General features: G+C 65.5%; 23 protein-coding genes and 1 tRNA gene. 15 read left to right on the top strand and 9 right to left on the bottom strand.

Annotated features, from left to right (window positions below; genetic code table 11):
* Positions 1-12 precede the first annotated feature (12 nt).
* Positions 13-2,010 carry a primary-amine oxidase gene (locus BRAD285_RS28975; protein ID WP_006611730.1) on the bottom strand — a complete coding sequence of 666 codons (1,998 nt, stop codon included), beginning with the start codon at positions 2,008-2,010 and terminating at the stop codon, positions 13-15.
* Positions 2,011-2,159: 149 nt separating this feature from the next.
* Between BRAD285_RS28975 and BRAD285_RS28980 the strand changes: the two genes are divergently transcribed.
* From BRAD285_RS28980 to BRAD285_RS29010, 7 genes are all read left to right on the top strand, one after another.
* Complete coding sequence (locus BRAD285_RS28980; protein ID WP_006611729.1) at positions 2,160-3,179, top strand: helix-turn-helix domain-containing protein; 1,020 nt, start codon at positions 2,160-2,162, stop codon at positions 3,177-3,179.
* 67 nt (positions 3,180-3,246) lie between these two features.
* Positions 3,247-4,764, top strand: a complete 1,518-nt coding sequence (locus BRAD285_RS28985) for an AMP-binding protein (RefSeq protein WP_006611728.1) — start codon at positions 3,247-3,249, stop codon at positions 4,762-4,764.
* Positions 4,765-4,834: 70 nt separating this feature from the next.
* Complete coding sequence (locus BRAD285_RS28990; RefSeq protein WP_035646203.1) at positions 4,835-6,280, top strand: FAD-binding protein; 1,446 nt, start codon at positions 4,835-4,837, stop codon at positions 6,278-6,280.
* Positions 6,277-6,723, top strand: a complete 447-nt coding sequence (locus tag BRAD285_RS28995; protein WP_035646199.1) for a DUF4383 domain-containing protein — start codon at positions 6,277-6,279, stop codon at positions 6,721-6,723. Before BRAD285_RS28990 ends, BRAD285_RS28995 begins: the two co-directional genes overlap by 4 nt.
* A 197-nt stretch (positions 6,724-6,920) precedes the next feature.
* Positions 6,921-8,024: a hypothetical protein gene (locus BRAD285_RS29000; RefSeq protein ID WP_006611725.1), complete on the top strand. Its 1,104-nt coding sequence runs from the start codon at positions 6,921-6,923 to the stop codon at positions 8,022-8,024.
* Positions 8,008-8,313, top strand: coding sequence for a hypothetical protein (locus BRAD285_RS29005; protein WP_006611724.1), 306 nt, complete (start codon positions 8,008-8,010; stop codon positions 8,311-8,313). Before BRAD285_RS29000 ends, BRAD285_RS29005 begins: the two co-directional genes overlap by 17 nt.
* Before the next feature lie 170 nt (positions 8,314-8,483).
* Positions 8,484-9,455, top strand: coding sequence for a S1C family serine protease (locus tag BRAD285_RS29010; protein ID WP_006611723.1), 972 nt, complete (start codon positions 8,484-8,486; stop codon positions 9,453-9,455).
* A gap of 9 nt (positions 9,456-9,464) precedes the next feature.
* Here BRAD285_RS29010 and BRAD285_RS29015 read toward each other — a convergent pair whose 3' ends face one another.
* Positions 9,465-11,402 carry a calcium-binding protein gene (locus BRAD285_RS29015; RefSeq protein ID WP_035646209.1) on the bottom strand — a complete coding sequence of 646 codons (1,938 nt, stop codon included), beginning with the start codon at positions 11,400-11,402 and terminating at the stop codon, positions 9,465-9,467.
* Positions 11,403-11,753: 351 nt separating this feature from the next.
* Between BRAD285_RS29015 and BRAD285_RS29020 the strand changes: the two genes are divergently transcribed.
* The 4 genes from BRAD285_RS29020 to BRAD285_RS29035 all read left to right on the top strand — a co-directional run bounded on the left by BRAD285_RS29020 (position 11,754) and on the right by BRAD285_RS29035 (position 15,430).
* The gene (locus tag BRAD285_RS29020; protein ID WP_006611721.1) at positions 11,754-12,818 is read left to right on the top strand and encodes a hypothetical protein; all 1,065 of its coding nucleotides are present in this window, start codon (positions 11,754-11,756) and stop codon (positions 12,816-12,818) included.
* Positions 12,819-12,960: 142 nt separating this feature from the next.
* Positions 12,961-14,310, top strand: a complete 1,350-nt coding sequence (locus tag BRAD285_RS29025) for a hypothetical protein (protein WP_006611720.1) — start codon at positions 12,961-12,963, stop codon at positions 14,308-14,310.
* A 4-nt stretch (positions 14,311-14,314) separates the two neighbouring features.
* Positions 14,315-15,133 (top strand): hypothetical protein, encoded by an 819-nt coding sequence (locus BRAD285_RS29030; RefSeq protein WP_006611719.1) that lies wholly within the window; start codon positions 14,315-14,317, stop codon positions 15,131-15,133.
* Between the two features lie 90 nt (positions 15,134-15,223).
* The gene (locus BRAD285_RS29035; RefSeq protein ID WP_006611718.1) at positions 15,224-15,430 is read left to right on the top strand and encodes a hypothetical protein; all 207 of its coding nucleotides are present in this window, start codon (positions 15,224-15,226) and stop codon (positions 15,428-15,430) included.
* A gap of 64 nt (positions 15,431-15,494) precedes the next feature.
* Here the strand turns inward: BRAD285_RS29035 and BRAD285_RS29040 are convergent, their stop codons facing one another.
* From BRAD285_RS29040 to BRAD285_RS29050, 3 genes are all read right to left on the bottom strand, one after another.
* On the bottom strand, positions 15,495-16,166 hold the full coding sequence (locus BRAD285_RS29040) for a DsbA family protein (protein WP_006611717.1): 672 nt from the start codon (positions 16,164-16,166) through the stop codon (positions 15,495-15,497).
* A 5-nt stretch (positions 16,167-16,171) separates the two neighbouring features.
* Entirely contained in the window at positions 16,172-16,957 is a 786-nt protein-coding gene (locus BRAD285_RS29045; protein ID WP_006611716.1) for a sulfite exporter TauE/SafE family protein, read from the bottom strand.
* A gap of 159 nt (positions 16,958-17,116) precedes the next feature.
* On the bottom strand, positions 17,117-17,611 hold the full coding sequence (locus BRAD285_RS29050; RefSeq protein ID WP_006611715.1) for a hypothetical protein: 495 nt from the start codon (positions 17,609-17,611) through the stop codon (positions 17,117-17,119).
* A 190-nt stretch (positions 17,612-17,801) separates the two neighbouring features.
* Between BRAD285_RS29050 and BRAD285_RS29055 the strand changes: the two genes are divergently transcribed.
* Positions 17,802-18,092 carry a PsiF family protein gene (locus BRAD285_RS29055; protein ID WP_006611714.1) on the top strand — a complete coding sequence of 97 codons (291 nt, stop codon included), beginning with the start codon at positions 17,802-17,804 and terminating at the stop codon, positions 18,090-18,092.
* A gap of 120 nt (positions 18,093-18,212) precedes the next feature.
* Entirely contained in the window at positions 18,213-19,298 is a 1,086-nt protein-coding gene (locus BRAD285_RS29060; RefSeq protein ID WP_035646196.1) for an AbrB family transcriptional regulator, read from the top strand.
* Between the two features lie 332 nt (positions 19,299-19,630).
* Here BRAD285_RS29060 and BRAD285_RS29065 read toward each other — a convergent pair whose 3' ends face one another.
* Positions 19,631-20,167, bottom strand: coding sequence for a disulfide bond formation protein B (locus BRAD285_RS29065; RefSeq protein ID WP_006610078.1), 537 nt, complete (start codon positions 20,165-20,167; stop codon positions 19,631-19,633).
* 174 nt (positions 20,168-20,341) lie between these two features.
* On the opposite strand from BRAD285_RS29065, the gene BRAD285_RS29070 reads away from it, so the two are divergent.
* Positions 20,342-20,426, top strand: a tRNA-Leu gene (locus BRAD285_RS29070).
* Positions 20,427-20,648: 222 nt separating this feature from the next.
* Positions 20,649-22,022 carry a site-specific integrase gene (locus BRAD285_RS29075; protein WP_035644869.1) on the top strand — a complete coding sequence of 458 codons (1,374 nt, stop codon included), beginning with the start codon at positions 20,649-20,651 and terminating at the stop codon, positions 22,020-22,022.
* A gap of 117 nt (positions 22,023-22,139) precedes the next feature.
* On the opposite strand, the gene BRAD285_RS35540 is transcribed toward BRAD285_RS29075, so the two are convergent.
* From BRAD285_RS35540 to BRAD285_RS29085, 3 genes are all read right to left on the bottom strand, one after another.
* Positions 22,140-22,370, bottom strand: coding sequence for a hypothetical protein (locus BRAD285_RS35540; RefSeq protein WP_035644867.1), 231 nt, complete (start codon positions 22,368-22,370; stop codon positions 22,140-22,142).
* Positions 22,371-22,616: 246 nt separating this feature from the next.
* A complete protein-coding gene (locus tag BRAD285_RS29080) occupies positions 22,617-23,537 on the bottom strand; it encodes a hypothetical protein (RefSeq protein WP_006610076.1) in 921 nt (306 codons plus the stop codon).
* Positions 23,538-23,618: 81 nt separating this feature from the next.
* Entirely contained in the window at positions 23,619-24,704 is a 1,086-nt protein-coding gene (locus BRAD285_RS29085) for a hypothetical protein (protein ID WP_035644864.1), read from the bottom strand.
* Positions 24,705-24,718: the final 14 nt, after the last annotated feature.

Raw genomic sequence — 24,718 nt, forward strand, 5'->3', positions numbered from 1 at the left:
TCGGCCGCTGTCTCAGTGACAGCAGCTGCCATCGGCCTCGCCAGACGTCCCATCCGCGCTCAGCACGCTCTTCGCGTTCCGCTCCGCCGGAATGTCGAAGCCGGCATTGGCGGCGAAGAAGCCGACAGGCTTCAGCATGAAGCCGGCATACTCGACCGGCATGATCGGGAAATCCTCGGGCTTGCACACATGGGTGTGCCCGAACGAATGCCAGACCACGATGTCGGCGTTCTCGATGTTGCGGTTCTGCGCGATGTAGCGCGGCAGGCCATCACCGCCGCCATGCACGTTCGGATAGTCGCCGCTGGCGTATTTCTCGGCTGGATCATAGGCGGTGACCCAGACATGCTTGGTGGCAAAGCCGCCGCGGCTGCGCACGAAGCTGCCCTCCTGTGCGAGCATCACCGGGCTCGGATTGACCACCAGCTTGTAGCCGGGCGCCCCGCCGACCGAGTTTGTCTCGTTGGGATTGGAGATCTTCCAGTAGCGCCCGGTCTCGCCATTGGCGAGCCTGGCCGCATCGCGCTCACGCGCCAGCACGCGGCTGGTGGTGTCGAACACGTTGCCATGCGGATTGTCGCGGCCCCACGGACGCGGCACGAATTCGTGCTCGGTGACGGTGTTGCCGCCGCCGTCGACATCCATGTGCAGGCGGGCGTTGAAGAAGTGCTGATGCGTGGGCCCACCCAAATTGTCATCGACCATGCCGCCCCACGGATAGGTCGCGCCCGGCGCGATCGCCGCCGTCTGGATGATGCCGGTGAGCTTGCATTCGAGCTGGATGGTGCCGTCCTGGTACAGGTACCAGTAGAAGCCGTAGTCGTAATTGCCGACGGTGGCGAAGAAGCTGATGACGAGCCGGCGCGAGCGCCTGACCTCGAACAGGCCGTTGCGGAATTCGTAGTGCTTCCAGAGGATGCCGTAGTCCTCTTCATGCATGCAGATCGCGTTCTGCATCACGAATGGCTCGCCCTTGCTGTCGGCGGCGGGCACGTTGAAGTAATGGATGTTGCCGAGACAGTCGCAGCCGAGCTCCAGCGCATTGGCGAGCATGCCGAGGCCGTACTCGCCGGCGTCGAAGGCCGACTTCCAGAAATGGTTGGCGGTCGGATCGGCATAAGGCACCACCATCTCGGTGACGCTGGCGCGATGGATGATCGGCCGCGTGCGCTCGCCGTCCTGATAGCATAGCCGATGCAGCACGAGACCTTCGCGCGGCGTGAAGCCGACGCGAAAGCTCCATTTCTGCCACTCGACCTTCCAGCCATCAACGGTGAAGCTCGGTCCCTGCGGCTGCTCGATGTTGAGCGGCTTGATGTCGGCGCGGGGCGCCGTCACCTCGTGGGCGCCGTAGTTGCGCTTCTTGCGCGGGATCGGGATGACCGGGTCCTCGTCGGTCAGATCGATGACCTTCCCGGCGATCAGGTCGACGACGGCGACCACGCCCTCGATCGGATGCGCATAGCCATTGTCCTGCGGATGCTCGCGGAAATAGCTGACCGCGCGCACGATGCGCGCGCCGCGCTCGAACGGCAGGTCGAAGAAGCCGGACGAGAACGGATCGACCTGCACCAGTTCGATGTCCTTGTCGGTCAGACCGCGCCGTTGCATCGCCTTGCGCCAGCCGGCGTCGGCCTTCACGGTGGCCTCGCAGCGGAAGAATTCCTCGAGCATGACCGGTGGCTGGCCGTAGGGCGCCGCGCGGTTCGGCACCACCTTGCGCGCAACGATAGCCTGAGCGCCGAGATCGACGACATGCTCGACCGACTCGCCGGAGGCGATATCGAGCGAGACCACGAAGGCTCTCCGCGGCAGCTTCTGTCCGCCGCCATGGGCCGCAAGCTCGGCCTTGCCCGGCTCCTCCAGCCGCACGATGGGAAAGCGGCAATTCTCCGCGGAGGCTGCACTCGCACGCACCAGATCGCAGGCAGCGGCGATCTCCTCCGACGTCAGCGGATCAAGCGGATGACTGACGGCGATTGCGGCGATGCCCTGCACGGATGTCTCCATCGAGGTGGATGGTCTCTGGGAGAGACTGCCAATCAGACGCAGGACAGCGTTATCGAAATCGGGCAAGATCCGGAGCGAGCCGGTCCTGCCGCCGGCCCGCGCTGGCGCGCATCTTGCACGGCCTTCGCACAAGATTTCGCCGTGATGTCATGAGCTTGAGCCCGACACATAGAGCGGACGTCAGCACCGGCCTCGTGCAGACGACCAGCACGGATGTCGACGAGCATTGCGCCAAGCTCGGCGGCTGGCGGCTGACCTACGACCAGATCAGCGCCGGCGCCTTCCGCGGCAGCTTCACCCAATTGTCGCTGCCGCAACTTGATGTCTTCCACGAGGTGACGAGCCAACAGGTGCGGCAACATGGCGAGCTCGGACGCGGCTGCTGCGGCCTCGCCGTCCGCTGCGGCGGCGACGGGCCGGTGAATGTCAACGGGAGCGGTGTCACGCACAACGTGCTGATCGTTTCCTTCGATGCCGAGATCGACATCTGCACGCCGCCCGGCTTCGCATTGCGCGGCGTGACCCTGTCCGTCCAACTCATCGACGAGATCGCCAACAAACTGGCGATCGAGCTGCCGCGCGATCTGCGCCATCGCATGCGCGCGCTGTCGGCGCCAGCGGATGTGCTGGCTCGCTTCCGCGCCGCGCTTGCGACCATCGACAGGCTCTACGGCGCAGAGGTGAAGCTACCGCTGAGCGCGGCGTCTCGCGAAGCCCTTCAGGACAGCATGCTGCTGGCGATCACGGACCTGCTGCCGGACGCGCGCCCCTGTGACGACACCCGCAGTACCGCCACACGCAAACGGATCGTCGACCGGGCCTGCGACATGATGCTCGCATCAGCCGACCAGCCCATCTCGCTGCTTGATGTCTGCAAGGCGGTCGGCGCCAGCCGGCGCAAGCTGAGCTACTGCTTCCAGGACGTGCTGGGCACCAGTCCCCTCGCCTATTGGCGCGCGGTGCGTCTCAATCGCGTACGGCGAGACCTCAAGGCACCGCACGATCCGCGCGACGGAATTTACGACATCGCCGTGCGCCACGGCTTCTGGCACTTCAGTCAGTTCTCGCTCGACTACAAGCGCCATTTCGCAGAACTGCCATCCGAAACCCTGCGGCGTGCGCGTATGGACGCCCCTGCGCGATTGAGGCAAAACTCCTTGCATCACTGAGATCGGCGGCGCTGAGTTGCTGAACCAAGAACGGCGCACCCAAGCGCCTGACGATGCGGAGGACCTGATGCTGATCCCGATGGCGGACGTGCCGCGCTGGTACGCCGAGCGCAAACCCAAAGACAGCATCGCGCTCCAACATGGAACTGACGCGCTGACCTGGGAGCAACTCGAGCGCCGCGCCAATGCGCGCGCCCGCGCCTTCGCCGCCAAGGGCGTCAAGCCCGGCGACTTCGTCGCCATCGGCTTGCCCAACGGCAATGCGCTGTTCGAAACCAGTTTTGCAGTGTGGAAATGCGGTGCCACGCCGACATCGTTGTCATGGCGGTTGCCACGTGGAGAAGCTGCCGCGGTGCTCGAGATTCTCAAGCCGTCGCTGGTGGTGGGCGGCGAGGCCGACTGGAACGCGCCGAATGCGCTGCCGGCTGATTTCTCGCCGGAAGGATTTTCGGACGAGCCGCTCACGGCCCCGGTGTCGCGCTATTGGAAGGCGATGACCTCGGGCGGCTCGACCGGGCGTCCCAAGGTGATCCTGGATCATCAGCCGGCCGTGACCGACACCGCGGCGGAGCCACCGCTCGGAATTCCAAGAGGCGCGGCGCTGCTCAATCCCGGGCCGCTGTATCACAACGCGCCGTTCATCGTGTCGCACTACGCGCTGTTCGCCGGGGGCACCCTCACGGGGATGGCGAAATTCGACGCCGAGGAGACGCTGCGGCTGATCCAGGCGCAGCGCATCCAGTGGGTCAATTTCGTGCCGACCATGATGCACAGGATCTGGGCGCTGCCGGAGGCGGTGCGCAACAGCTACGATGTCTCGAGCCTGAAGATGGTCTTCCACATGGCCGCGCCGATGCCGCCATGGCTGAAGGAGAAATGGATCGAGTGGCTCGGCGCCGAGCGCGTCTATGAGCTCTATGGCGGCACCGAGCGGCAGGGCCGCACCATCATCTCCGGCACCGAATGGCTGCAGCACAAGGGCTCGGTCGGCAAGATCGACGAGACCTGCGGCTTGCGCATCCTCGGCCCCGACGGCAACGACGTCGCCCCCGGCGAAAGCGGCGAGATCTACTTCCTGCCGGCCGATGGAGCGGGCAGCACCTATCACTATCTCGGCGCCGAGCCGAAGCGGCGCGCCGACGGCTGGGAGTCGCTTGGCGACATCGGCCGGCTCGATGCCGACGGCTATCTCTATCTCGGCGATCGCCTCGCCGACATGGTCTTGCGCGGCGGCGCCAACATCTACCCGGCCGAGGTCGAGGCCGCGCTGATGGCGCATCCCGACATCCGCTCCTGCGTCGTGGTCGGCCTGCCCGATCCCGAGCTCGGCCAGCGCGTGCATGCGATCGTCGAGATCGACCGCGCCAAGGACGCCCAGGCGATCGTCGACGGCATGGGGACGTTCCTGGCCGATCGGCTGAGCCGCTACAAGCATCCAGAAAGCTATGAGCTGGTCGACACCATGCTGCGCGACGATTCCGGCAAGGTGCGCCGAACCCTGCTGCGCGACGAGCGCGCGGCCTGGATCAAGGATGGCCGCGACTTCCGTCTGGTGCCGATCCGCGCGCGCCCCGCCGCCGACTGAGGGGACGACAATTTTTCGAACGTTTACGGTGCTGGCGTAGACTCCGAAGATGGGCAGGAGTGTTCGCGCCATGATCTCACGACGACGGTTTCTCGGCACCGCAGCCGCGGCTGCGGCGCTGCCCTTGGCGCCGATTCCGCGGGCGCGGGCGGAGCTACGCCCTGTCCTCAACGATGCCAGCCGGCTCAATCCGACGCCGGTTGCCAAGCATGTGGTGATCTCCAAGCCCGGCACTGACGACCTGATCGCGCGGCTGCGCGCCGAGTTGAAGGAAGCTGCGGCTGCGAGACGCCCGGTGACCGCTGCCGTGGCCCGGCATTCGATGGGCGGCCAGAGCCTGCCGCGCGACGGCACCGCGATCACGCTCGACGGCGGTGCCATCGAGCTCGACACGGCGGCGCGGACCTATCGCACCGCCGCCGGCAACCGCTGGTGGGACGTCATCGCCACCCTCGATGCCAAGGGCTTCTCGCCGGCGGTGATGCAGTCGAACAGCGACTTCGGCGTCGGCAGCACGTTCAGCGTCAACGCCCATGGCTGGCCGGTGCCGTACGGCCCGTTCGGCTCGACAGTGAAATCGATCCGCCTGCTGCTCGCGGACGGCACCTTGGTGCAGTGCTCGCGCACCGAGAATGCCGAACTGTTTGGCCTTGCCATGGGCGGCTATGGGCTGTTCGGGATCATCGTCGACCTCGAGGTCGAGATGGTGCCGAACGTCCTGCTCGAACCGCGCTTCGAGCGGATGGCGCCGGAAAAGTTCGCTGAGATGTTCACGCAGAGCATCGACGGCGATCCCAACGTGAAGATGGCCTATGGCCGGATGTCGGTGTCGCGCAAGGCGTTCTTCGACGATGCACTGCTCGTCACCTTCCGCCCCGCAGCCGATGCGCCCGCGACCCTGCCGGCCGTGGCGAGCTCGGGCAAGCTGACGGGCGTCGCCAACACGATCTACCGCGCCCAGACCGGCTGGGAGGTCGCCAAGGGCCTGCGCTGGTTCATGGAGACGCGGCTCGGCCCCGCCATCTCCGACAGCCGCTACACCCGCAACTCGCTGATGGCCGAGCCGGTGGCGAACCTGGCGCAGAAGGACATGCACCGCACCGACATCCTGCACGAATATTTCGTGGCGCCGGAGCGGTTCGGCGAGTTCCTGACCGCCTGCCGCGAGATCATCCCGAAGGCGCGCGCCGAATTCCTCAACGTCACCCTACGCTACGTCGCCGAGGACAAGACGCCGGCACTGACCATCGCGCCGGTGCGCCGCATCGCGGCGGTGATGTCGTTCTCGCAGGTCACCTCGCCGGAAGGTGAGATCGACATGCTGCGCACGACCGAGGCCCTGATCGACCTGGTCACCGCGATTGGCGGCGCGTTCTATCTGCCCTATCGTCTGCACGCGCGCCGCGACCAGGTCGAGAAGGCCTATCCGGCCGCGGCGCGCTTCGTCGCCGCCAAGCGGCAATATGATCCCAACCTTCTGTTCCGCAACACGATGTGGGACGCCTATTTCGCATGACGACACCTGCCGACGGCTTCTCATTCGACCGCTATCGCATCGCCGCCCTCGCGCTCGCCGTGGCGCTGCTGTTCGCGGCCGCGACCGACTACATCCCCGCCTTCCTCGATGCGCAGGGCCGCGTGTTCGGCCTGTTCCAGCTCGACATCTACAAGGACGCGCTGCACGTCGCCTCCGGACTGTGGGCGTTGGCCGCGATGCTGTCTCGCCGCAGCGCCGTGTTCTTCCTGCGCGTGTTCGGCACGCTGTATTTCCTCGACGGCGTGATGGGCGTGTTCACCGGCTCCGGCTATCTCGATCTCTCCATCATCATCGACGGCATCCGCAACACGTCTTGGCTGGTGAAGGTGCTTTCCAGCTTGCCGCATCTCGCGCTTGGTGCTGTTGGCATCGCCGTTGGCTGGTCACCCTGGCGCTCAGGGCGATCGCATATGAAGATTTGAGGCTGCTCGATGAGACCCTGCCTGTTAGTTACTCCGTCATGCCCGGGCTCGTCCCGGGCATCCACGTCGTTCTCAGGACGCCGGACAACGTGGATGGCCGGGACAAGCCCGGCCATGACGGCGTGGATAGACGTAAGCACAAAACATCGATCTTCATATGCAACCGCCCTGCCCCGGGGCACGAGGCCCGCGCTTGCATGAGCCTGCGTCGCAAGATCCTCTATTTCGCCGGCGCCGTCGTCGTCGCCGCGGCGATCGGCATCACGACGACGGTGATCACCGTCGAGACGGTCTGTAGCGCCGACGTGCCCACGCCCGTGGTGACCTCGCAGTTCGGCATCACCGATCCCGGCTATGCGAGGTCGCAGGGCGACAGCTTCCTGACCTTCCCCGAATGGTACATCGTCCACGCCTACAGCGATCTCGCCGGCGTGACTGGGCAGAAATCGGAATCCGACTTTCATTATCTCTCGAGCATCGCCGGCTTCTGGCGCAGCCTGTGCCGCGCGACGCGGCAGGCCGATGGATCGGGGCCCGCGACCTCCGATCAGAAGCTGACGAACTACATCATCGGCTTCAGCTTCACCGCCGAGATGGCGCTGCAGGGCGGCTATGAGAAGACGGTCGGCGCTCTCACCGAGGAGACGACCGACGGCGTGAAGACCGCCGAGGACGCCTTCAACCTGGCCCTGCTGAAGGACTACGCGGCATTCCTCTATCAGACGCCCTGGTATCGCTACCCGTTCTGGGCGAAACTCGAGCAGTTCTGGCGCGACACGCCGTTCGTACCCTCGTTGCGCTCGGTGGAACGGCGGCTCTCGCTCAGCCTGCAATATGCCGGGCGTGCGGCCTATGCGGCGGTCATCGGCTACGCCGCCGGCTACGATCCCGCAATCCTGACGATCCAGAGCGTCGTGACCGGCCTGCCCGCCGCCGACCTGGCGGCCATCCCCGGCGTGAAGGTGATCCGCGAGGTGACCGACGCCAAGGGCGTCAGAGGCGTGCTGGTGCAGACCGAGCGCTACGCCAGGTTCGACGCATTCGTGAAGGAGCTCGGACGCCATCCCGGCGCGGCCCTGGCTGAGGTCGCCGGCAACCACCGCATCCTGGTGACCATCGTGGTGCCTCCCGGCGATGGGCGACTGGCGGCCTTCGAGGGACTGCCTATATTCAGTGTCCCGATCCAATCCCGCCCCGGCGCGCGCCGCATCGGCGTCGACGTCCCGATCCGCTCCCTGGTTCAGGACATCACCCGCTTCGAAGCCGCCGGCTATGATTTCGAGCATGCGTACGACTATTGACAGGCTGTCTCCAGCGCGCGCCCTGCCCGTGCAAGGGTTGCTGGTCGTCGCCCTTGCGTGGTTCGCGGGCATGGCGGCGCTGGCACTGGTGGTCAAGCCCGAGGCGGTCGTCGTCTTCGGGCCGGCTGACCGCATGATTCCGGCGATCGTCGCCGGCGATGGAGCCTTGCTCGATGCCGGGCGTTTCCACGTCTCGGCGCGCACCGGCGCGGCGACGGTGGGCGAGCTCTATGCGGCGGGGGCATGGTTCGTCTGGCCCGTGATGTCCAAAGGCTGCGGCCGCGGATGATCGGCGCGAGAGCGTCGTTTCTCCCGGCACGGCCGCGGAGCGGCGGAACTGGCGCCCGTGGCCAAAGATGTTAAGCTCGCGTTGACGCTGCGGCCGAGACGCGACAATCACGCGACACGAAGCAAGCTTGGTCGAAGTCCCCCGGGGCATCGACAGAGCAGGAGAAAGAAATGCCTTCTTTGACCGAATGGAAAGTGCCGTTCGCCTTCCAGCCTCGCGCCGAAGACTATCAATATGATCTCGACCACGCGCTGTCGTCGATCGTCGGCCTGCATTCGATCATCCCGCCGGATGCCTTCAGCGCGGAGACGCTGGGCACCGAGCGCGCCGGCAATGCGGTCGTGATCGATGACGGGCTGGTGCTCACCATCGGCTATCTCATCACCGAGGCTGAATCGGTCTGGCTGCATCTCAACGATGGGCGCGTGGTCGAAGGCCATGTGCTCGGGTTCGATTTCGCGACCGGCTTCGGCCTGGTGCAGGCGCTCGGGCAGCTCGACCTGCCGGCGCTGCCGCTGGGCTCCTCGGCGTCGACCAAGATCGGCGACCAGGTCGTGCTCGGCGGCGCCGGCGGCCGGACCCGCTCGGTCGCAAGCCAGATCATCGCCAAGCAGGAATTCGCCGGCTATTGGGAGTATCTGCTCGACGAGGCGATCTTCACCCATCCGGCGCATCCCAATTGGGGCGGCACCGGCCTGCTCTCGCCCAAGGGCGAGCTGATCGGCATCGGCTCGCTGCAGCTCGAGCGTGAGCGCGACAGCAAGGCTGAGCACGTCAACATGATCGTGCCGATCGATCTGTTGAAGCCGATCATCGACGATCTCCGCCGCTTCGGCCGAGTCAACAAGCCGGCCCGGCCCTGGCTCGGCATGTACGCCACCGAGGTTGACGACCGCGTCGTGGTCATCGGCGTCTCCAACAACGGCCCGGCCGCGCGCGCCGAGCTGAAGGCCGGCGACATCATCCTCGGCATCAATGGCGACAAGGTCACGACCCAGAGCGAGTTCTACCGCAAGCTCTGGTCGCTCGGCGATGCCGGCGTCGACGTGCCGCTGACCGTGCACCATGAGGGCGTCACCTTCGACGTCACGGTGGCGTCGACCGATCGCGCCAAGCTGTTGAAGGCGCCGCGCCTCCACTGAGGCGCGGCCTCACGCTATCACGTGCCAAGCCGCCGCGACCTGATCGTGCAGATGAGCATCACTCGGCAGCTGTGAGGCGGCCGTCGGATCGAAGCCCGGATGGGTCTGCGTGTAGGTCGCCATCGCCTGCACCAGCTGCGTGACCTGGGTATCGAGCTCCAGGCCGCCCGCCTTGATCTCCTGCAGCTGATAGGAGCCGCCGAGGAACCAGTCGGCGATCGTCACCTGCTGGTGAGTGCCGAGAATGTCGATCTCGAGATCGTTGCCGGATTTGACGAACCAGAAATTGTCGGCCGTGTAGGCGCTGCCGAAATCCAGCGTGCCGGTCGGCTTGGACAGCGACGCGACACCGTTGATGATCACGTCATTGCCGTCGCCCGGCGCATAGACATAGGTCGCGCCGACACCACCGACCAGGATGTTGTCGCCGGCGCCGCCGTTCAGCACATCCCTGCCCAGGCCGCCGATCAGCAGATCGTCATTGGCGGTGCCGTAGAGCATGTCGTTGCCGCCGCCAGCAATCAACAGCGCGCCGTCGGTCGCTGCGATCGTCACGCCCGACACCGGATCGATCATCACCGTCGTCGCGGCATCGCTCAGCGCTGCGCTGAGCCAGTCGAGATTATCAGTCTTGCCGCCCCACAACGTGCTGATCGCCGTGTCGATCAGCTTGGCATCCTCGCCGTCGGCGCTCGCCACCGAGTCGATCAGGGCAATCTTGCCGAGGATGTCGACGGCCGAGCCCGTCGCGATCGAGGACCACAGGTCGGACGAGAGATCTGCGACGAGCAGGTTCTTGGCCGTGTCCTGATACAGAATGCCGTGCTCGTGCCCGATCACGCCCGGCGTCGCCGACAGCACCTCGTCATGGTTCTGCGCCAGCAGCGCCGAATACTCCACGACGATGTCGGCGAGCGCCTTCTCGACACCGCCGTTCTTGAGATAGTGCGCCGCCGTCGATGCGCTGACGCTGTCGGCGAGCACGCCGCCGCCATTGAACAGCGCCTGCACGGCGCTGTTGCCGTAACCGCTGGCGTCGGTCACCGTCGAATAGGCGATCATATCCTTCATCTTGTCGGCCGGCGCGCCTTCACCGCCCACGCCAGCCGCGGGAATGCCGACCGCCTTGGCGATCGCGTCATCCTCCAGCGGCGCCAGCAGCACCGCAGCCGCCTTCTTCCAGTCCTGCGCATTGTTGTCGCTCGCCCACTGCATCATCGTCAGCAGCGCGATCGAATGCAGCTTGATCGGATCGAGCCCGAGGTCGGTTCCCGCGCCGAGCACCGTCTTCTGCTCGGACGAGATACCTATCGCCGCATCGGTGATCGCCAACGCGCCGGCGACCGGTCCGAGCTGCAGCAGCGCAAGCGGCGCTTCCAGCACCGGCGCTGCGGCCCGCACATATTGCAAAACTTCGCCTGAGAGCGAGACCGTGTGAATGTCGGAATAGCGGTCGACCGGGTGCGAGCCGAGTGCGCCCCAGAAGCCGTGGAGCTGATCGTAGCGGACCTCGGCCGCGAACTCGAACGGCATCGCGTCATACGCGTAGGCCACCTTGTCGTTCAGCGCCGCGATGTAGCCGGCCAAGCCGCCGCCGAGCGAGTGACCGGTCAGCGAGACATGGGACGTCGTCGCCCATGTCTTGTAGTAGGCCTCCGCATCTGGAAACTGCGTCGGCCAGCCGGTGAGCCCGGCGCCGCCGAGCCACGCCGGCACGTCGGCGATGCTGTCGGTGCCGCGATACGAGATGATCCGCGTCGATGGATCACCAGCGAGCTGATAGGTCGCCGCCTCGAAATTATCAGCCGCAGCGACGACAGAGCCGGCCACCAGCTCGTAATTGCCGATGCGATTGAAATTGACAGAGAGCGTCGGATTGACACCTCTGTTGTAGACGTCCATGGCGAGCACCGCGTTGATCAACGCGGCTGACGGCGAACTGGTCATGATGCGCATCCCCCGTAACAGCCGGTCGGCCATTTTGACCGCAACATCAGATAGATTTGGAACCTGCTGCTGCGCCGTCGGCTTTCATGAAGTGCGACATCACGTCCGATGTTTGTCAATCGCGATTCGTCCACACGTGTATTTGCTGACGATGCGCTCGTTGCGCGATGCGCACACCATCAGCCCGCTCCCGATGCCCACGACTGGCCTGTGATGCCTTGGAGCGGTCATGCGCGCAGCGAACACCGGTTCGGAAAATGATCATTGCCGCCGCCGCCGATTTTGCGTTGCATGACAGGGCTCCCCGGCCAGCGGGTGACACATCGAAACCCGCCCGACCAGGAGATCTGCATGACCGACGCCGTGGTGGATGACATTCTCATCATGTTGCCGCCGCTGCTGCAGACGCTCGAGGCGCTGTCCTTCGTCGCGCGCTATCTGAACCCGCCGGATTTCGATCGCGTGATGGCCGAGATCGGCGATCCCGAGCAGACCCTGCACACCGCGCGCGTCCATCTGACATCGTGGCCGGCGGATTTTGCCCATATCCGGCTGGCGTTCGATACCGCCTCCGATGCCGCGCTGCTGTCCTTCGCCGGCCTGCGCGCGGTTCAGCGCGGTGAAGGCGATCTGGTCGACGTGTTCCGCGCCTTGCGCCAGCTGCCGCGCGCGCTCGAGGCGCTGTTTCCGCTGGCGCCGACGCTGCCGCCGCTGAGCGAGTTCTTCCTGGACCCGGCCGTCTCCGAGGACCAGGCCGTTCGCCAGTTGCTCGCTGCGTCGGCCGGCAAGGATGCGGTGTTCCACGATCACAACGAGATCGGCAATCGCGGCGGTTTCTCGCTCTACGTGCCCGAATACTACACCGCCGACCGCGCCTGGCCGCTGGTAATGGCGCTGCATGGCGGCAGCGGCAATGGCCGCGACTTCCTGTGGAGCTGGCTGCGCGCGGCCCGCAGTCTCGGCGCAATCCTCGTGGCGCCGACCGCCACGGGGCCGACCTGGGCGCTGATGGGCGAGGACGCCGACACGCCGAACCTCGTGCGCATCCTCGACCTCGTGCGCAGCCGCATCTCGATCGATCCCGCACGGATGCTGCTCACGGGAATGAGCGATGGCGGCACCTTCTGCTATGTCAGCGGGCTGGAGCGCAGCTCGCCGTTCACCCATCTCGCCCCCGTCGCCGCGACCTTCCACCCGCTGATGGCCGAGATCGCTGATCGCGATCGCCTGCGCGGACTGCCGATCCAGATCGTGCACGGCCAGCTCGACTGGATGTTCCCGGTCGAGATTGCGCGGCACACCCAGGAGGCCTTGGCAAAATCCGGCGCGCATGTCGTCTATCGCGAGATCGACGATCTCAGCCATTGCTATCCGCGCGAGGTGAATGTCGAGCTGCTGCGCTGGCTGATGAGCTGACACGATCAGCTCCGCTCGTCCGACATGACCGATCGGTAAGATCGGCGACATAATCTCGACGGATTTTCTCCGCATTGATTAGCGCTCGGCTAACAGCGGGGGCGCTGCACAGGGCGGACATGATGCCGCCGAAGGATCGCCCATGCCCTCGCCCGCTGCGCCGCTCTCCTCGGCCCGCCCCACCTCCGTCGTGCTCGCGGACGGCGTGAGCCGCCTGGAGGTCACGCTTAAGCTCACCACCGCGATCCTGGCGCTGGCGGCCGGCGTCTACACCTATCTCGGCGTGCGCGAGCTGCTCAATGGCAGCCCGACCACGGTGTTCTTCGCGGCCGTCATCTATTCCGTTGCGGTCTCTGTCGGCATCTACGCCTTCTGGGTGTTCATGATGCAGTTCATGCCGCACGTCACCAGCATGATGGGACGGCTGCTGATGGCCGGCTGCATGGTGCTGGGCTCGCTGATGATCGTCGCGATGTCGTCCTGGCTCAACGCCTCGGCGCTGGCCGGCGCCGCCGCCATTCAGCAGCACCTGGCGATCACCGTGCAGAACTACACGCGCGATCTGGACCGCGCGAACAGCCAGGCGATCGCCGCACAAAGCCTGTTGCCCGACATCCAGCTCGCCTCCTCGCGCTTCGCCAAGCTGGCCGACGCCGAGCGAGCCGGCTCGCTCACCGGCACCTCCGGCTCCGGTACGGTGGTTCAGCTTCTCACGCAGATGTCGACGCAGCTCGACGGGCTCGGGCAGCAGGTGCAGGAGTCCGGCAAACGAGTTTCGGCGCTCTACGAGCAGGGCGGCAAGAGCCTTGCCAAGATGCGCGAGCTGATCTCCGACCGCGGCCCCATCGCCAGTCGAAGCGATGCGTTCGCCACGGAGTCGCTGACCCTGATGGGCGTGATCGCCAATCTGCAGCAGACCTCGGTGGCGCCTGCCGTCAGGCGCACCGCGGCCTCGCTCTCCGCCGGCTTCATCGCGCCCGCCGCGGGCGGACGCAGCGGCGACCTCGCCGAGCGGCAGACCGCCGTGGTCGGCAAGGTCGAAGGGGCGATCGCCACGCAGGCGGCGTCGCTGGCGGACGCCGCCGACAAGATCCTGGCGCTGCCGCGCATCGAGCCGACGCGGTTTCAGACCTTGTCACCGGCGGAGGCCGTGCTGCGCTATGCTGGCGACTTCATTCCGAGCTGGGCCGGCGCCATCTCGATCGACCTGATGCCGGCGGTGCTCGTCCTGATCCTCTGCGTCGTGCACGCCGCAATCCGTCGCGAGGGCCTGCCCGCCGCCAGCGCCTCGAGCCTGACCGCGAGCGACCTCGTGACCGCGCTGCAGATCGCCCGCGAGGTCGAGGATGCTCGACGGGCCGCCGAGGCACGGCCTGCCGCTGCACCGGCCGACACACCCACGGCGCCTGCTGACGAGCCGCAGCCGGCGGCCGCCGTGGCCACCGCGGACGAGAACGTCACCTCGCTGTCCTCCGCTCGAATCGGGAAGTAGTCCGGTGGCTTCGGCCTTGAATCGACGCGTCCACGCCTGGCTCGCCGACAATCCGGACGAGAGCATTCTGCGCTGGGTGTTTCGCACCATCCTCGTCGTGACGATCGTAGTCCTCGCAGCCGACTTGATCGAGCTGAATGATCCGCGTGCCTCATCGGAAGCGGCATCGCCTCAGCTCGACATTCGGAAGGAGCCGACGGACGCTCCGGCCGAGACACCCTCGGTGCTCACGCCCTTGTTGAAGCGGTTGATGCCGCTGCCGAAGGGCGATCCGGCGCTGGAGCAGCCGATCAGCCTCGAGCTGCGCGGCGGCGGCCGGCTCTACGCGACCGGCACGATCACGCCCGGCAGCGCGCGCGCCTTCACCGACGAGGTCGAACGCCATGGCGAGTACATCAAGACCATCGTGCTGAACTCGCCGGGCGGTTCGGTGGCCGATGCGCTCGTGATGGGGCGGCTGATCCGCGCGCGCAAATTTTCGACCGAGGTCGAGCCCGGCAAGACCTGCGTGTCGTCGTGCCCGCTGGTGCTCGCCGGCGGCGTGGAGCGCCGCGTTGGCGAGCGCGCCACCATCGGCGTGCATCAGGTCGCCGCGGTGCGCGCCGCCAATGCCGTCCGCACCGACAACGACATGAGTCTGGCGCAAAACGTCTCGGCGCGCTGCCAGCGCTACCTCGCCGACATGGGGATCGACCTGAAGGTCTGGGTGCATGCGATGGAAACCCCGCATGACCAATTGTTCACCTTCAAGCCCGACGAGCTGAAAACGCTCAATCTTGTCACGTCGGGGCCGGAATCGCGTCCCGAAAAACCGCGCAGTTAGTTTGTCTGGTCCGGCTTGAACCTTCCGCCGCAACGGCGGAACCAAGCTTCGACGGCGGCGTTGTCGGCCGTCACACTGGAGAACATGATCATGCGGACATTGGTGGGAATGATCCTGGGTGCGCTGCTTCTGGGGTTCGGCGTCTACATCCACGATTCGATGCAGACCTCGGAAGTCGCCAACGGATCGGGCGCGCAATCGCGCCGGACCATCGTCAACTGGGACGTCGCGTCGGACAGCTGGAATTCGCTGAAGACCCGCGCGCATGACGACTGGGTTCGCATCTCGTCGAAGTAACGCGCGGCATCGCTGGTTTGCAGGGCGTCTCGACCTCGGGTCGGGGCGCCCTTTGCTTTGCACCCTAGTTGGCGGCCTTGGCTTTGCGCGCATCGGCGATGACCTGCTCGAACTGCGCCATGGTCAGCACGCCCGGCACCCTGAACTTGCCGACGATGAAGGACGGCGTGCCGCGGAAGCGCAGGCCGCGCGCCTGTTTGTCGTTGCGCGCCAGCATCGCGTCGATCGCCTTGGCGTTGGCGGAGAGATCGCGCTTGGCGCGATCGACATCGATGCCGGCCTCGGCAAGCAGCTCGTCTATGCGCGGCTCGGTGAGCTTGGAGCTGACACCGATCAGCGCCTCATGCGCCTTCGCATATTTGTCCTGATACTTGGTCGCCAGCGCCATCCGAGCCGCGGTCACCGACACCGGCCCGAGGATCGGCCACTCCTTGAGGACCCAGCGGACCTTGCCGTCGTCATGCACGACCTGCTGCAGTTCGGGATCGAGCTTGCGGCAATACGGACAATTGTAGTCGAACCATTCGACGATCGCGATGTCGCCCGAGGCGTTGCCGAGCACCGGCGCGTCGGGATCGCGCAGCACCGAGGCCTCGTCGGGCTCGTCGGCGTCGTCAGCGTTCTGGGCACGGCTTGATCGTGAAAAAACAGAAAGCGCGGCGCCGGCGGCCAAAAGGGAGAGAAGCTCGCGCCGGCTGCTCGCCGGGATGATCGCATCCGATGTGCTGCGCTTCATGAAAATCAGCTCCAGATATGCAGCAGGCTGCGTGTCAGCATGTAGAGCGCCACCGCCGCGATCACGACCGAGAATACCACGTTCAACGCACCGCGCCGCTCCGAGAGATGGCGCGCCAGGCGCGTGCCGGCAAGGCCACCGGCGATGCCGCCGGCAATGAACAGTCCGGCGAGATCCCAGGCGACCAGCCCCGACCAGGCATAGCTCGCGGCCGTGGTGAGCCCGAAGGTCGTCACGGCGACCAGGGACGAGCTCACCGCGTTCATGATCGGCATGCCCGTGGCGGCCATCAGCGCCGGCACGATCAGGAAGCCGCCGCCGATGCCGAAGAAGCCGGACAGCGTGCCGGTGGCAAGTCCGAAGCCGACGATGGCGGGGACGTTCGCCATGCTCATCTTGACGTCGGGGATGCCGACCCGCGCCCGGGTCTTCAGCATCAGCAGCGCGATCACCATCATCACTAGCGCGAACAGCGCCAGCAGCTTCTGGCCGTCGACCATCTTGCCGAGCAGCGAACCGGTGAAGGCGCCGACGATGCCGGCGGCGGCGAACAGCGCCGCGATCGGCCAGATCACGGTGCCGCCGCGGGCATGGTTGGCGAGATTGATCGCGGCATTGGTGGCGACCGCGATCGCGCTCGAGCCGATCGCGATATGCGGCTCCGGCACGCCGACGACATAGACCATCAGCGGCACTGCGAGCACCGAGCCGCCGCCGCCGACGAGGCCGAGCGAGAACCCGACCATTCCGCCGCAGAGCACGCCGAGGATGCCTTGAATCGTCGAAATCATGGCGGGAGCAGGTTCATTTCCCGGGCATCAAGGCAAGCCCCAAATTCACCGGAGCAGCATTGCCGCGCGACCGTCGCCGCAGGCCGGTACGCCCCGTCAACGACAGCGGCCGGACGCGCGAGGCATCCGGCCGCCGCGACACCTTGCGTAACGCCGAGCTCAGGCCGCGCCCTTCAGCTTCTTGGTGCACTCGCTGAAGTAGCCGCCGCCCTTCTGGATCCACTTCATGCCGCCATTGGCGTTGGTCGCCTTGTTGGCGTTGTACTGATCGACGCAGGTATGCATGCGGGCCGTGCCGGGCTTCTCCTTGGCGTATTTCTGATCCACCGCCGTCGGGAAGACGGCCGGACCGCTCGGCGCCGCAGGAGCCGCTTCCTCCTTGGCGGCAGACTTGCTCTCCTTCGCCGGCTTCGCCTCGGCGGCGGGCGCGGCCGGAGCGGCCGGTGCAGCAGCCGGCGCCGCGGCGGTGGCGTCGCTGCCGCACTGCGCCTTGCGGAAGTCGTTCCACTTCTGGCCGTTCAGCGTACCGGCCTCCTTCGCCTGCTTGTACTTGGCGCTGCACTCCTGCGAGGTCAGCGCCTGCGCCGGCACGACGGCGAACGCAGCCAGGCTGAGAGCTGCGATGGCAACCAATGATTTTGCGTGAAAACTCATTCTCGATCTCCCCGTGGAGCATGATGGAATGGGACTACAATCTTAGCGGGCGAAGGGCCTGCGACAAGGCGGGGAGGCTCGGCCTTGCGCGAAAATATAATTTGCCTCGCCTGCCGATCCGGCCCATGGCATTCACACCGGGTTCAGCATCGGCGGACATGGGCCGCGCGTTTCGTTCGAGGATTTCAGCATGACTCTCCCTGCCCGCGCGGCTGCCACGGTCGCCGCCATCGCCATCCTGTTGGCCGCGGGTCCCGCTGTCTGCCAGCCCGGATTGACGCTGCCGGCACGGCCCGATGCCGCCACCGACAAGTTCGCCACCATGGAGAAGACAGCGCGCCGCGCGATCTCGGTCGCCTGCTCCAAGGAGGCCGACGAGCAAGGGTTGAAGGGCAAGGCGCGCGGCAAGTTCCGCTCCGCCTGCAAGCGCGACAAGGCGGCGGCGGCCACCCCCCCGGCTGCGTCCGACAAGCCCAAGTGATCCGCGCGAAGTGATCCGCGGAACAACGGCGTAAAGCCTTTGTTGGCTTTCCTCCGCATGCATGGCCGCACCGCAGCGGCGGGGAATTGTTCCCCCGCTTCGGGTTTGGCATAAGGCGCCGTGCGCCAGATCATCTCCTCCCTCCCCTTTGAATGGCCGAGCCGCGCCAAGACGCTGAGCGCGCTCGAGACGCTCGCGCTCGGCACCGCCGGCGGGCTCCTTTTCCTGTTCGCCCATCTGCCGGGCGGGCTGATCTCGGGCGCGATGATCGCGACCGCGATTGCCGCCATTGCCGGCCGCCCGCTGGCGATGCCGCCGATCCTGACCCAGACCATCCTGCTGCTGCTCGGCATCTCCATCGGCGCGATCGTCTCGCGCGAGCTGATCACCCATGTCAGCGCCTATCCGGTGACGATCGGCCTGCTCGCGCTCGCGACCTTCTGCTCGACCTTCGGCTCCAGCCTCTATCTGCAGCGCGTCCATGGCTGGGACCGCACCTCGGCGCTGCTCGCCGGCAGCCCCGGCGCGCTGTCGCAGATCACGCTGCTCGCGGTCGAGCGCGGCGCCGACCTGCCGGCGATCGCCGTGGTGCAGACCTTGCGCGTGATCATCCTGACCGCGGCACTGCCGCTCGTGCTGGCGATCGCCGGCGTCGCGCCGGCGGCGCCGGTCTCGCTCGACCAGAGCGTCGCCTCGCCGCTCGGCCTGCTCGCGCTGCTGGTCGCTTCGCTCGCCGCGGCCGTCCTGATGCAGTTGATCAAGTTTCCGGCGAGCTGGCTGTTCGGCGCAATGGTCGCGAGTGGCATCCTGCACGGCACGGACCTGGTCGAAGGCGGCCTGCCTGAGTGGATGCGCGGCGTCGCGCTGGTCGGCATCGGCGCGCTGATCGGCAGCCGCTTCGCCCGGATGCGGATCAAGACGCTCGTCAGCCATGTCAGGGCGGCACTCGGCTCGTTCGCGATCGCGGTCGCGATCTCCGCGCTGTTCGTCACCGTGATCGTGCTGGTGACGCATGTGCGCTTCTCCGACACCATCGTTGCCTTCGCGCCCGGCGCGATGGACGCGATGATGGCGCTGGCGCTGACCCTGCACATCGACCCGATCTTCGTCGGCGCGCATCACCTCTCGCGCTTCGTCTTCGTCACCATCGCGACACCCGGCATCGTCCATCTGTTCGGACGGCCGCAGGAGGATGTCGACGACTAAAGCGCGATGAGATCAGGATGAATCATCATCGCGCGTTAGGTTGTTGTTTGCGCATGATCTATTCGGAAAACCGCTGCGCACTTTTCCGGATCATGCTTTAGGCGGCCGGAGCAGCACGCGATACTTGCAGGGTGCAGTAGCGCTCAGCTGGTAAGGCGTCCCCGGTCTTCACCTCTCCCGCAGGGAGAGGTCGGATTGCATCGCCAGATGCAATCCGGGTGAGGGGATCAGGTGAGAGCGATAGCGCGGATGGACCCCCTCACCCGGCGCTGCGCGCCGACCTCTCCCCGGCGGGGAGAGGTGAAGAGGCCCCGGCGATCGCCTTGCGATGATCAGGCGGCCGTCTTGCGCGTGATGCCCCGGCCAGAGATGGCGGCGATCAGCAGCGAGATCAGCACGCTGTAGCCGGCCAAGGACAGGCCGAGGAAGCGGAATTGCACCTCGTCGCAGCGCACGACATGGACGCTGTCGAGCCGTTCCAGCAGGCTGCCGGCGCTGCCGAGATTGCCGATCGGCCCGGTGCATTCGGTCGGCCCCGGCCAGAAGCCCCATTCGACGCCGGAGTGATAGACGCCGAGCCCGGCATTGCCGAGCGCCGCCAGCGCGATCAGGCCGAGGCCCGCGACCACCAGCGCGCGCGGCGCGCCGCCCTTGGCCGCCAGCGCAATCACCAGCCCGAGCGGCACGATCGCGTAATACGCCCAGCGCTGCTTCAGGCAGAGCTCGCAGGGTTGCAGGCCCCAGACCAGCTGCATGTACCAGGCGCCGGCCAGCGCCGCCGCCGCGATGCCGGCCGCGAGCAGCGCCGCCGTCATCGCCGGGCTCGTCGGCCCCGCTGCGGGGCGCGCCATCACCGAGGTATTGCTCATCGATCCTCCCGAACGGGCCTGCATCCGGCCCCAGGCGGGCCGCTCCGGCTCCTACTCCCGGCCGCGAAACCTGTCGAGATGCGAGCGCATCACGTCCGTGCGGGTTGACCCTGCCCCGCCGCCCGGTATAGTCCGCCCCGCTTCGTACGGTTCCTGCCCAGGGCCAATGCGAATGCCCCTGTGGCGGAACTGGTAGACGCGCTCGACTCAAAATCGAGTTCCGCAAGGAGTGCTGGTTCGATTCCGGCCAGGGGCACCAACTAGGCTGTTCACGCCCGTTCTAAATCGTCCGCAAGCGTTCGCGCAGCGCTCGGAACCCCTTGAAGAATAGAGCTTTCCGCGTACATCGGTGTTCGTCACCGTTTGTTCTCGTCCGACCCCAGCCGGCCAATTTGTTGGTATTTTTGTTGGTATCGTGTTGGTATCGCGAGAACAAACGTTCACGGTGACTTTCGCTATTCCGAGTGCAGGAATTGAGCAGATGGCCCGTAAGAACGCTGGCGCGTGTGCCGACCCCAAACAGATCAGAACCGACGTCGACTGCCGCGCCGCCCAGCCGAGATTCGACAATGGCGCGTGGAGTCCCGCCAAGATTTCCGACGTGACCGGCGGCGGTCTCTACCTCTTCGTCACACCCGACGAGAACAGGCCAGGTAAGGCCGTCTCCAAGCTCTGGCGGATGGCCTACCGCTTCTACGGTCGCCAGAAAACCTACTCGATCGGCCCTTATGGCAACGGAAAGGACGGCACGTTTTCGCTCGCCGACGCGCGTCGCGAGCGCGACAAGGCCAAAGACCTGCTCAAGGACGGCAAAGACCCCAGCACCGAGAAGCAGCTCGAGAAGCACAGGCAAGCGGCCGCCCGACCTTTCGAGCAATGGGCTGACGAGTGGCTGGCGAAGAAGAAGGTAGAGAAAGTCAAACGCGGAAGGATCGTCGCGGTTCGCGATTCCAAGACCATCAAGGTCCTTGAGCTGCGCGTCGGCTACGTCAAGGATCGCTTCGGCAAGCTGTGCAGGAAGGATATCAAGCGTCCGGACGTGCTCGCTTTCATGCGTTCATACGAAGCCGAAGGAAAGCTGGAAACGCGCGACCGCGTGCGCAGCATCGGTGCGCAAATCTGCGACTATGCCGACGTCGAAGGCGACGGCTACAATCCATTCCGCAACCTGAATGGACAGATGATTGCCAACATTTCGACGCCGCGTCCCGGCGTCACCGAACCACGCGACGTGGCGCGCGTATTCAAGCTCATCAGCGCACCGTGCGAAAGAGCGAGGTTTGGTGACGTTGTTGGCCTTGCCTTGCGGTTCGATGCGCTGACTATTCCCCGCCCAGGCATGATCAATGAAATGGAGTGGAGCGAGGTCGATTGGGACGCTGAACGCTGGACTATTCCAGCCGCCAAAATGAAGACCGGTTGGGACCATGTCGTGCCCTTGTCACGGCAGGCACTCGCAATCCTGCGCAACGTCCAGAAGCTGACCGGCCGTCGCCAGTACGTTTTTTCCTGCTCCAAGGATGCCCCGCTATCGAACAACACGCTCAACAAGCGCTTGAGGTTGCTTGGCATTGACACCAAGACTGATCATTGCGCCCACGGATTCCGGACCACCTTCTCGACCCTGTCTCACCACGAAGAGATCAAGGAGGCCAAGGCATGGGACGGCGATGTCGTCGAGCTGCAGCTCGCGCATCTCGATAGTTCAACCGTGGAAGGTCTCTACAAGAAACACGGACCACTCGCACTGATCGGCTCGCGCACAAAGCTAATGCAGCATTGGGCTGATCGTATCGACAAATGGCTCGATCCCAAGAAGGTGATGCCGATCCAGCGCGGCACGCAGCGAGCGTGACGCCAGCACAGATGAAGCTATCGCTCATTTGCTTGCTGAAATCGGCATGGCCAAACCCAAGTTGCCCAAGCACCTCGGCAGGGAACTCCGCTGCTCGCTAATGTGCTCGCGCGTGTATCATCGCGGCGTATATAATTTCTGATGCGCTGCATTCTCGGCAAGCAAGTCTGGAGATTTCGTCGTGTGCGGCAAGGCGGGCTCGATCTCCAACACCTTGCAGCCGCGCGCCAGCAGAAAATGGTACAGGAACAATTCGAAAAAGGCGCTGTGGTGCTGATCGTTGATCGTAGAACGAAACCGCGCGATCAGTTCGTCACGAGTTTTCGCAGGATATCCGGCACTAGACATCGAGCTTTTCGCGCACACGGCCAGCTTCGAGACGCGCGGAGAGATTGAGGTATGCAAACTGCGTCTCGCCCGCAGGCAACGCCAAGCTGGCACAAGAAATGTCGTCAAAAATGCTCATTCAATCGAGCTGCCCGTTCGGCGCAAATGTCTCCCTGTTTGAGCAAGCATCAACGCACCGTTTGTGGCAAGCGCGGCGATGCGGGGCAGCGAACCGCCCCGCATGCCACGTCATGCCATGCGGCGGGATCAAAAAGCCATCGGCTTCGCCTTGGTTGACCCGGCGGGCGCAACGAACATCACCGCCGAGATGCTCGCACCCGGGGGCGGCGGGGTTGCCCCCTGCTGATAGACGATCGTCATTGAAGATTGCGCTCCCGAGGGCCAACCCGTGACTGGAACCGTAATCATGAGGTTGGGAGAATTGATCACCTGCGTGGGAACGATGATCGGCGGGATCGCCGGCGTGGGTCCCGGCACCACAAATCCCACCTGGCCGCCGACCGGAATGTTGGTGCACTGAATGCCGAGGTAGAACATCTGCGCCGGCGAAGGGCCGGTGATCGGCACGGTCTCGGTCCATGTCGGTGCCAGGCCGTTGATGGTGATGACGCCGCGCACACCCATGTTGGGATGCGAAGTCACGAATTGCACGAGCGCGTCGTACGTGGGGAATGGCGCAAGCCCCTGGAACGGATTGACCGGCGGATTGGTCGGGTTGTTCTCGACCCAGGTGATTGTGATGTAATGACCTGACCCCATCGGCGTGGGCGGGGTCCATTCGAACGGCTGGTTGACGACGCAGATTTGATTGCCGGCGGTCGCCGCCAGCGGCTGGTGGTTGGTCGACTGGCCGCTGACAGTCACGAGGTCGCCGCGCCAGTTCTGCGGCCAGAGCGCCACACTGCTGTCGGTCCAGAAGAACCAGACGCGTCCGGTACCGGCGGTGCCCTGCGCATTGAGCGCGCGCGGATAGACAAAGTTTGTCACGTTGGTGAAGACGTTGCCGCCGTAGTCGGTGGCATAGCCTTGCGGAGTGACATATTGCGCGGAATTCGCCGGCAGCTTGCCGGCGAAGACGATGTCCGGTGAACTGCTCCACGGGCCGGCAGGCGGCTGGTTCGGCACTTGCCCGAGATAGTCACGTACGAAGAATCCGCTGAAAGACATAGGGTACTCCCTGGGGGGCGATGCAACAAACGCCGTGCGGACGGCGCAGCCGCGGCACGGCGTAGTGACGGACAGTGCGAGCTAGAACCCGTAGGTCATGGTGCCGAGGACGGCGGCGTAGATGTCGTAAGCGATGTCGACCCCGGCGAGCGTTTCGCGATTGACGACGAAGTCGAGCGTCGAGCGCAGCACCATGTGCTCCGGCGCGTCTTTCAGCAGCGCCAGGGTGTCAGATGCCAACTGCTGGCCCGGGATGATCAACGTGACCGTCACGTTGGCGCCGGTCTGCGGCTGGGTCGGCCCCTGCTTGTAATAGATGGTGATCGACGACACAGCGTTCCCCGGCCAGCCGTAGATCGGCACCATGTTGAGCATGTTGGGGTTGGAGATCGGCGTCAGGTTCGAGCTGATCGTCGCAATGCTCGGAATGGGTCCCGGGATGGTGTAACCGAGTTGGGCGTCGGTCGGCATGTTCTTGCACTGGATGCCCAGGTAGAACATGGGGGGCGCGGTGGATGGGCCGGTCACACCGGTGGTCTGCGTCCAGGTATAGCCGAGGCTGGTGACGTCGGTGGTGTTGCGCCAGCCCATGTTCGGGTTTTGCAGCACGAAATTGACGAGATCGTTGAAGGTGTTGAAGGCGCCGAAGCCCAACGCCGGATTTTGCGGCGTTGCGGTTGGGTTGTTTTCGATCCAGCTGACGCCGCAATAGTGCGTGCCGGCAGCCGGCGGCGGCGGCGTCCAGATGAAGGGCAGGTTGCAGATCACGACCTGGTTGTTCGCCGTGGTGGTGATGGGCTGATAGTTGATCGCGCTTCCGGCCACCGTGACCGAACCGGTGTTCCAGTTTTGCGGCCAGAGCGCGAGATCGCTCTCCACCCAGTAGAACCATGCCCGTCCCGTGATTGGCGCCTGCGGCGTCGCCGCGGGATTGGTGTTGAGCGCGCGCAGGAACGTGTAATTCGGCGTCGGCGGCGTGGTCGTGTAGACCGTCGAGCCATAGTCGGTCGCGTAGCCTGCGGGGCTCGTATACGTCGACAGCGGCGGTGGCGCCGGATTGCCGGTGCCCGCGAAGATGATGTCGGGGCAGCTCGACCAGCTTGAGCCGGTCTGGTTGGGCACTTGCCCCAGATTGTCGCGGACGAAAAAGCCGATGTAGTTGCCCATGGAATGCTCCAATC

This window comes from Bradyrhizobium sp. ORS 285, from assembly GCF_900176205.1.
In the GTDB taxonomy this organism is placed as follows: Bacteria; Pseudomonadota; Alphaproteobacteria; order Rhizobiales; family Xanthobacteraceae; genus Bradyrhizobium.

Excerpts from the sequence above, each read along its gene's own strand:
- BRAD285_RS28975 (WP_006611730.1), bottom strand. The coding sequence starts at position 2,010 with ATGGAGACATCCGTGCAGGGCATCGCCGCAATCGCCGTCAGTCATCCG.
- BRAD285_RS28980 (WP_006611729.1), top strand. The coding sequence starts at position 2,160 with ATGAGCTTGAGCCCGACACATAGAGCGGACGTCAGCACCGGCCTCGTG.
- BRAD285_RS28985 (WP_006611728.1), top strand. The coding sequence starts at position 3,247 with ATGCTGATCCCGATGGCGGACGTGCCGCGCTGGTACGCCGAGCGCAAA.
- BRAD285_RS28990 (WP_035646203.1), top strand. The coding sequence starts at position 4,835 with ATGATCTCACGACGACGGTTTCTCGGCACCGCAGCCGCGGCTGCGGCG.
- BRAD285_RS28995 (WP_035646199.1), top strand. The coding sequence starts at position 6,277 with ATGACGACACCTGCCGACGGCTTCTCATTCGACCGCTATCGCATCGCC.
- BRAD285_RS29000 (WP_006611725.1), top strand. The coding sequence starts at position 6,921 with ATGAGCCTGCGTCGCAAGATCCTCTATTTCGCCGGCGCCGTCGTCGTC.
- BRAD285_RS29005 (WP_006611724.1), top strand. The coding sequence starts at position 8,008 with ATGCGTACGACTATTGACAGGCTGTCTCCAGCGCGCGCCCTGCCCGTG.
- BRAD285_RS29010 (WP_006611723.1), top strand. The coding sequence starts at position 8,484 with ATGCCTTCTTTGACCGAATGGAAAGTGCCGTTCGCCTTCCAGCCTCGC.
- BRAD285_RS29015 (WP_035646209.1), bottom strand. The coding sequence starts at position 11,402 with ATGACCAGTTCGCCGTCAGCCGCGTTGATCAACGCGGTGCTCGCCATG.
- BRAD285_RS29020 (WP_006611721.1), top strand. The coding sequence starts at position 11,754 with ATGACCGACGCCGTGGTGGATGACATTCTCATCATGTTGCCGCCGCTG.
- BRAD285_RS29025 (WP_006611720.1), top strand. The coding sequence starts at position 12,961 with ATGCCCTCGCCCGCTGCGCCGCTCTCCTCGGCCCGCCCCACCTCCGTC.
- BRAD285_RS29035 (WP_006611718.1), top strand. The coding sequence starts at position 15,224 with ATGCGGACATTGGTGGGAATGATCCTGGGTGCGCTGCTTCTGGGGTTC.
- BRAD285_RS29040 (WP_006611717.1), bottom strand. The coding sequence starts at position 16,166 with ATGAAGCGCAGCACATCGGATGCGATCATCCCGGCGAGCAGCCGGCGC.
- BRAD285_RS29045 (WP_006611716.1), bottom strand. The coding sequence starts at position 16,957 with ATGATTTCGACGATTCAAGGCATCCTCGGCGTGCTCTGCGGCGGAATG.
- BRAD285_RS29050 (WP_006611715.1), bottom strand. The coding sequence starts at position 17,611 with ATGAGTTTTCACGCAAAATCATTGGTTGCCATCGCAGCTCTCAGCCTG.
- BRAD285_RS29055 (WP_006611714.1), top strand. The coding sequence starts at position 17,802 with ATGACTCTCCCTGCCCGCGCGGCTGCCACGGTCGCCGCCATCGCCATC.
- BRAD285_RS29065 (WP_006610078.1), bottom strand. The coding sequence starts at position 20,167 with ATGAGCAATACCTCGGTGATGGCGCGCCCCGCAGCGGGGCCGACGAGC.
- BRAD285_RS29075 (WP_035644869.1), top strand. The coding sequence starts at position 20,649 with ATGGCCCGTAAGAACGCTGGCGCGTGTGCCGACCCCAAACAGATCAGA.
- BRAD285_RS35540 (WP_035644867.1), bottom strand. The coding sequence starts at position 22,370 with ATGTCTAGTGCCGGATATCCTGCGAAAACTCGTGACGAACTGATCGCG.
- BRAD285_RS29080 (WP_006610076.1), bottom strand. The coding sequence starts at position 23,537 with ATGTCTTTCAGCGGATTCTTCGTACGTGACTATCTCGGGCAAGTGCCG.
- BRAD285_RS29085 (WP_035644864.1), bottom strand. The coding sequence starts at position 24,704 with ATGGGCAACTACATCGGCTTTTTCGTCCGCGACAATCTGGGGCAAGTG.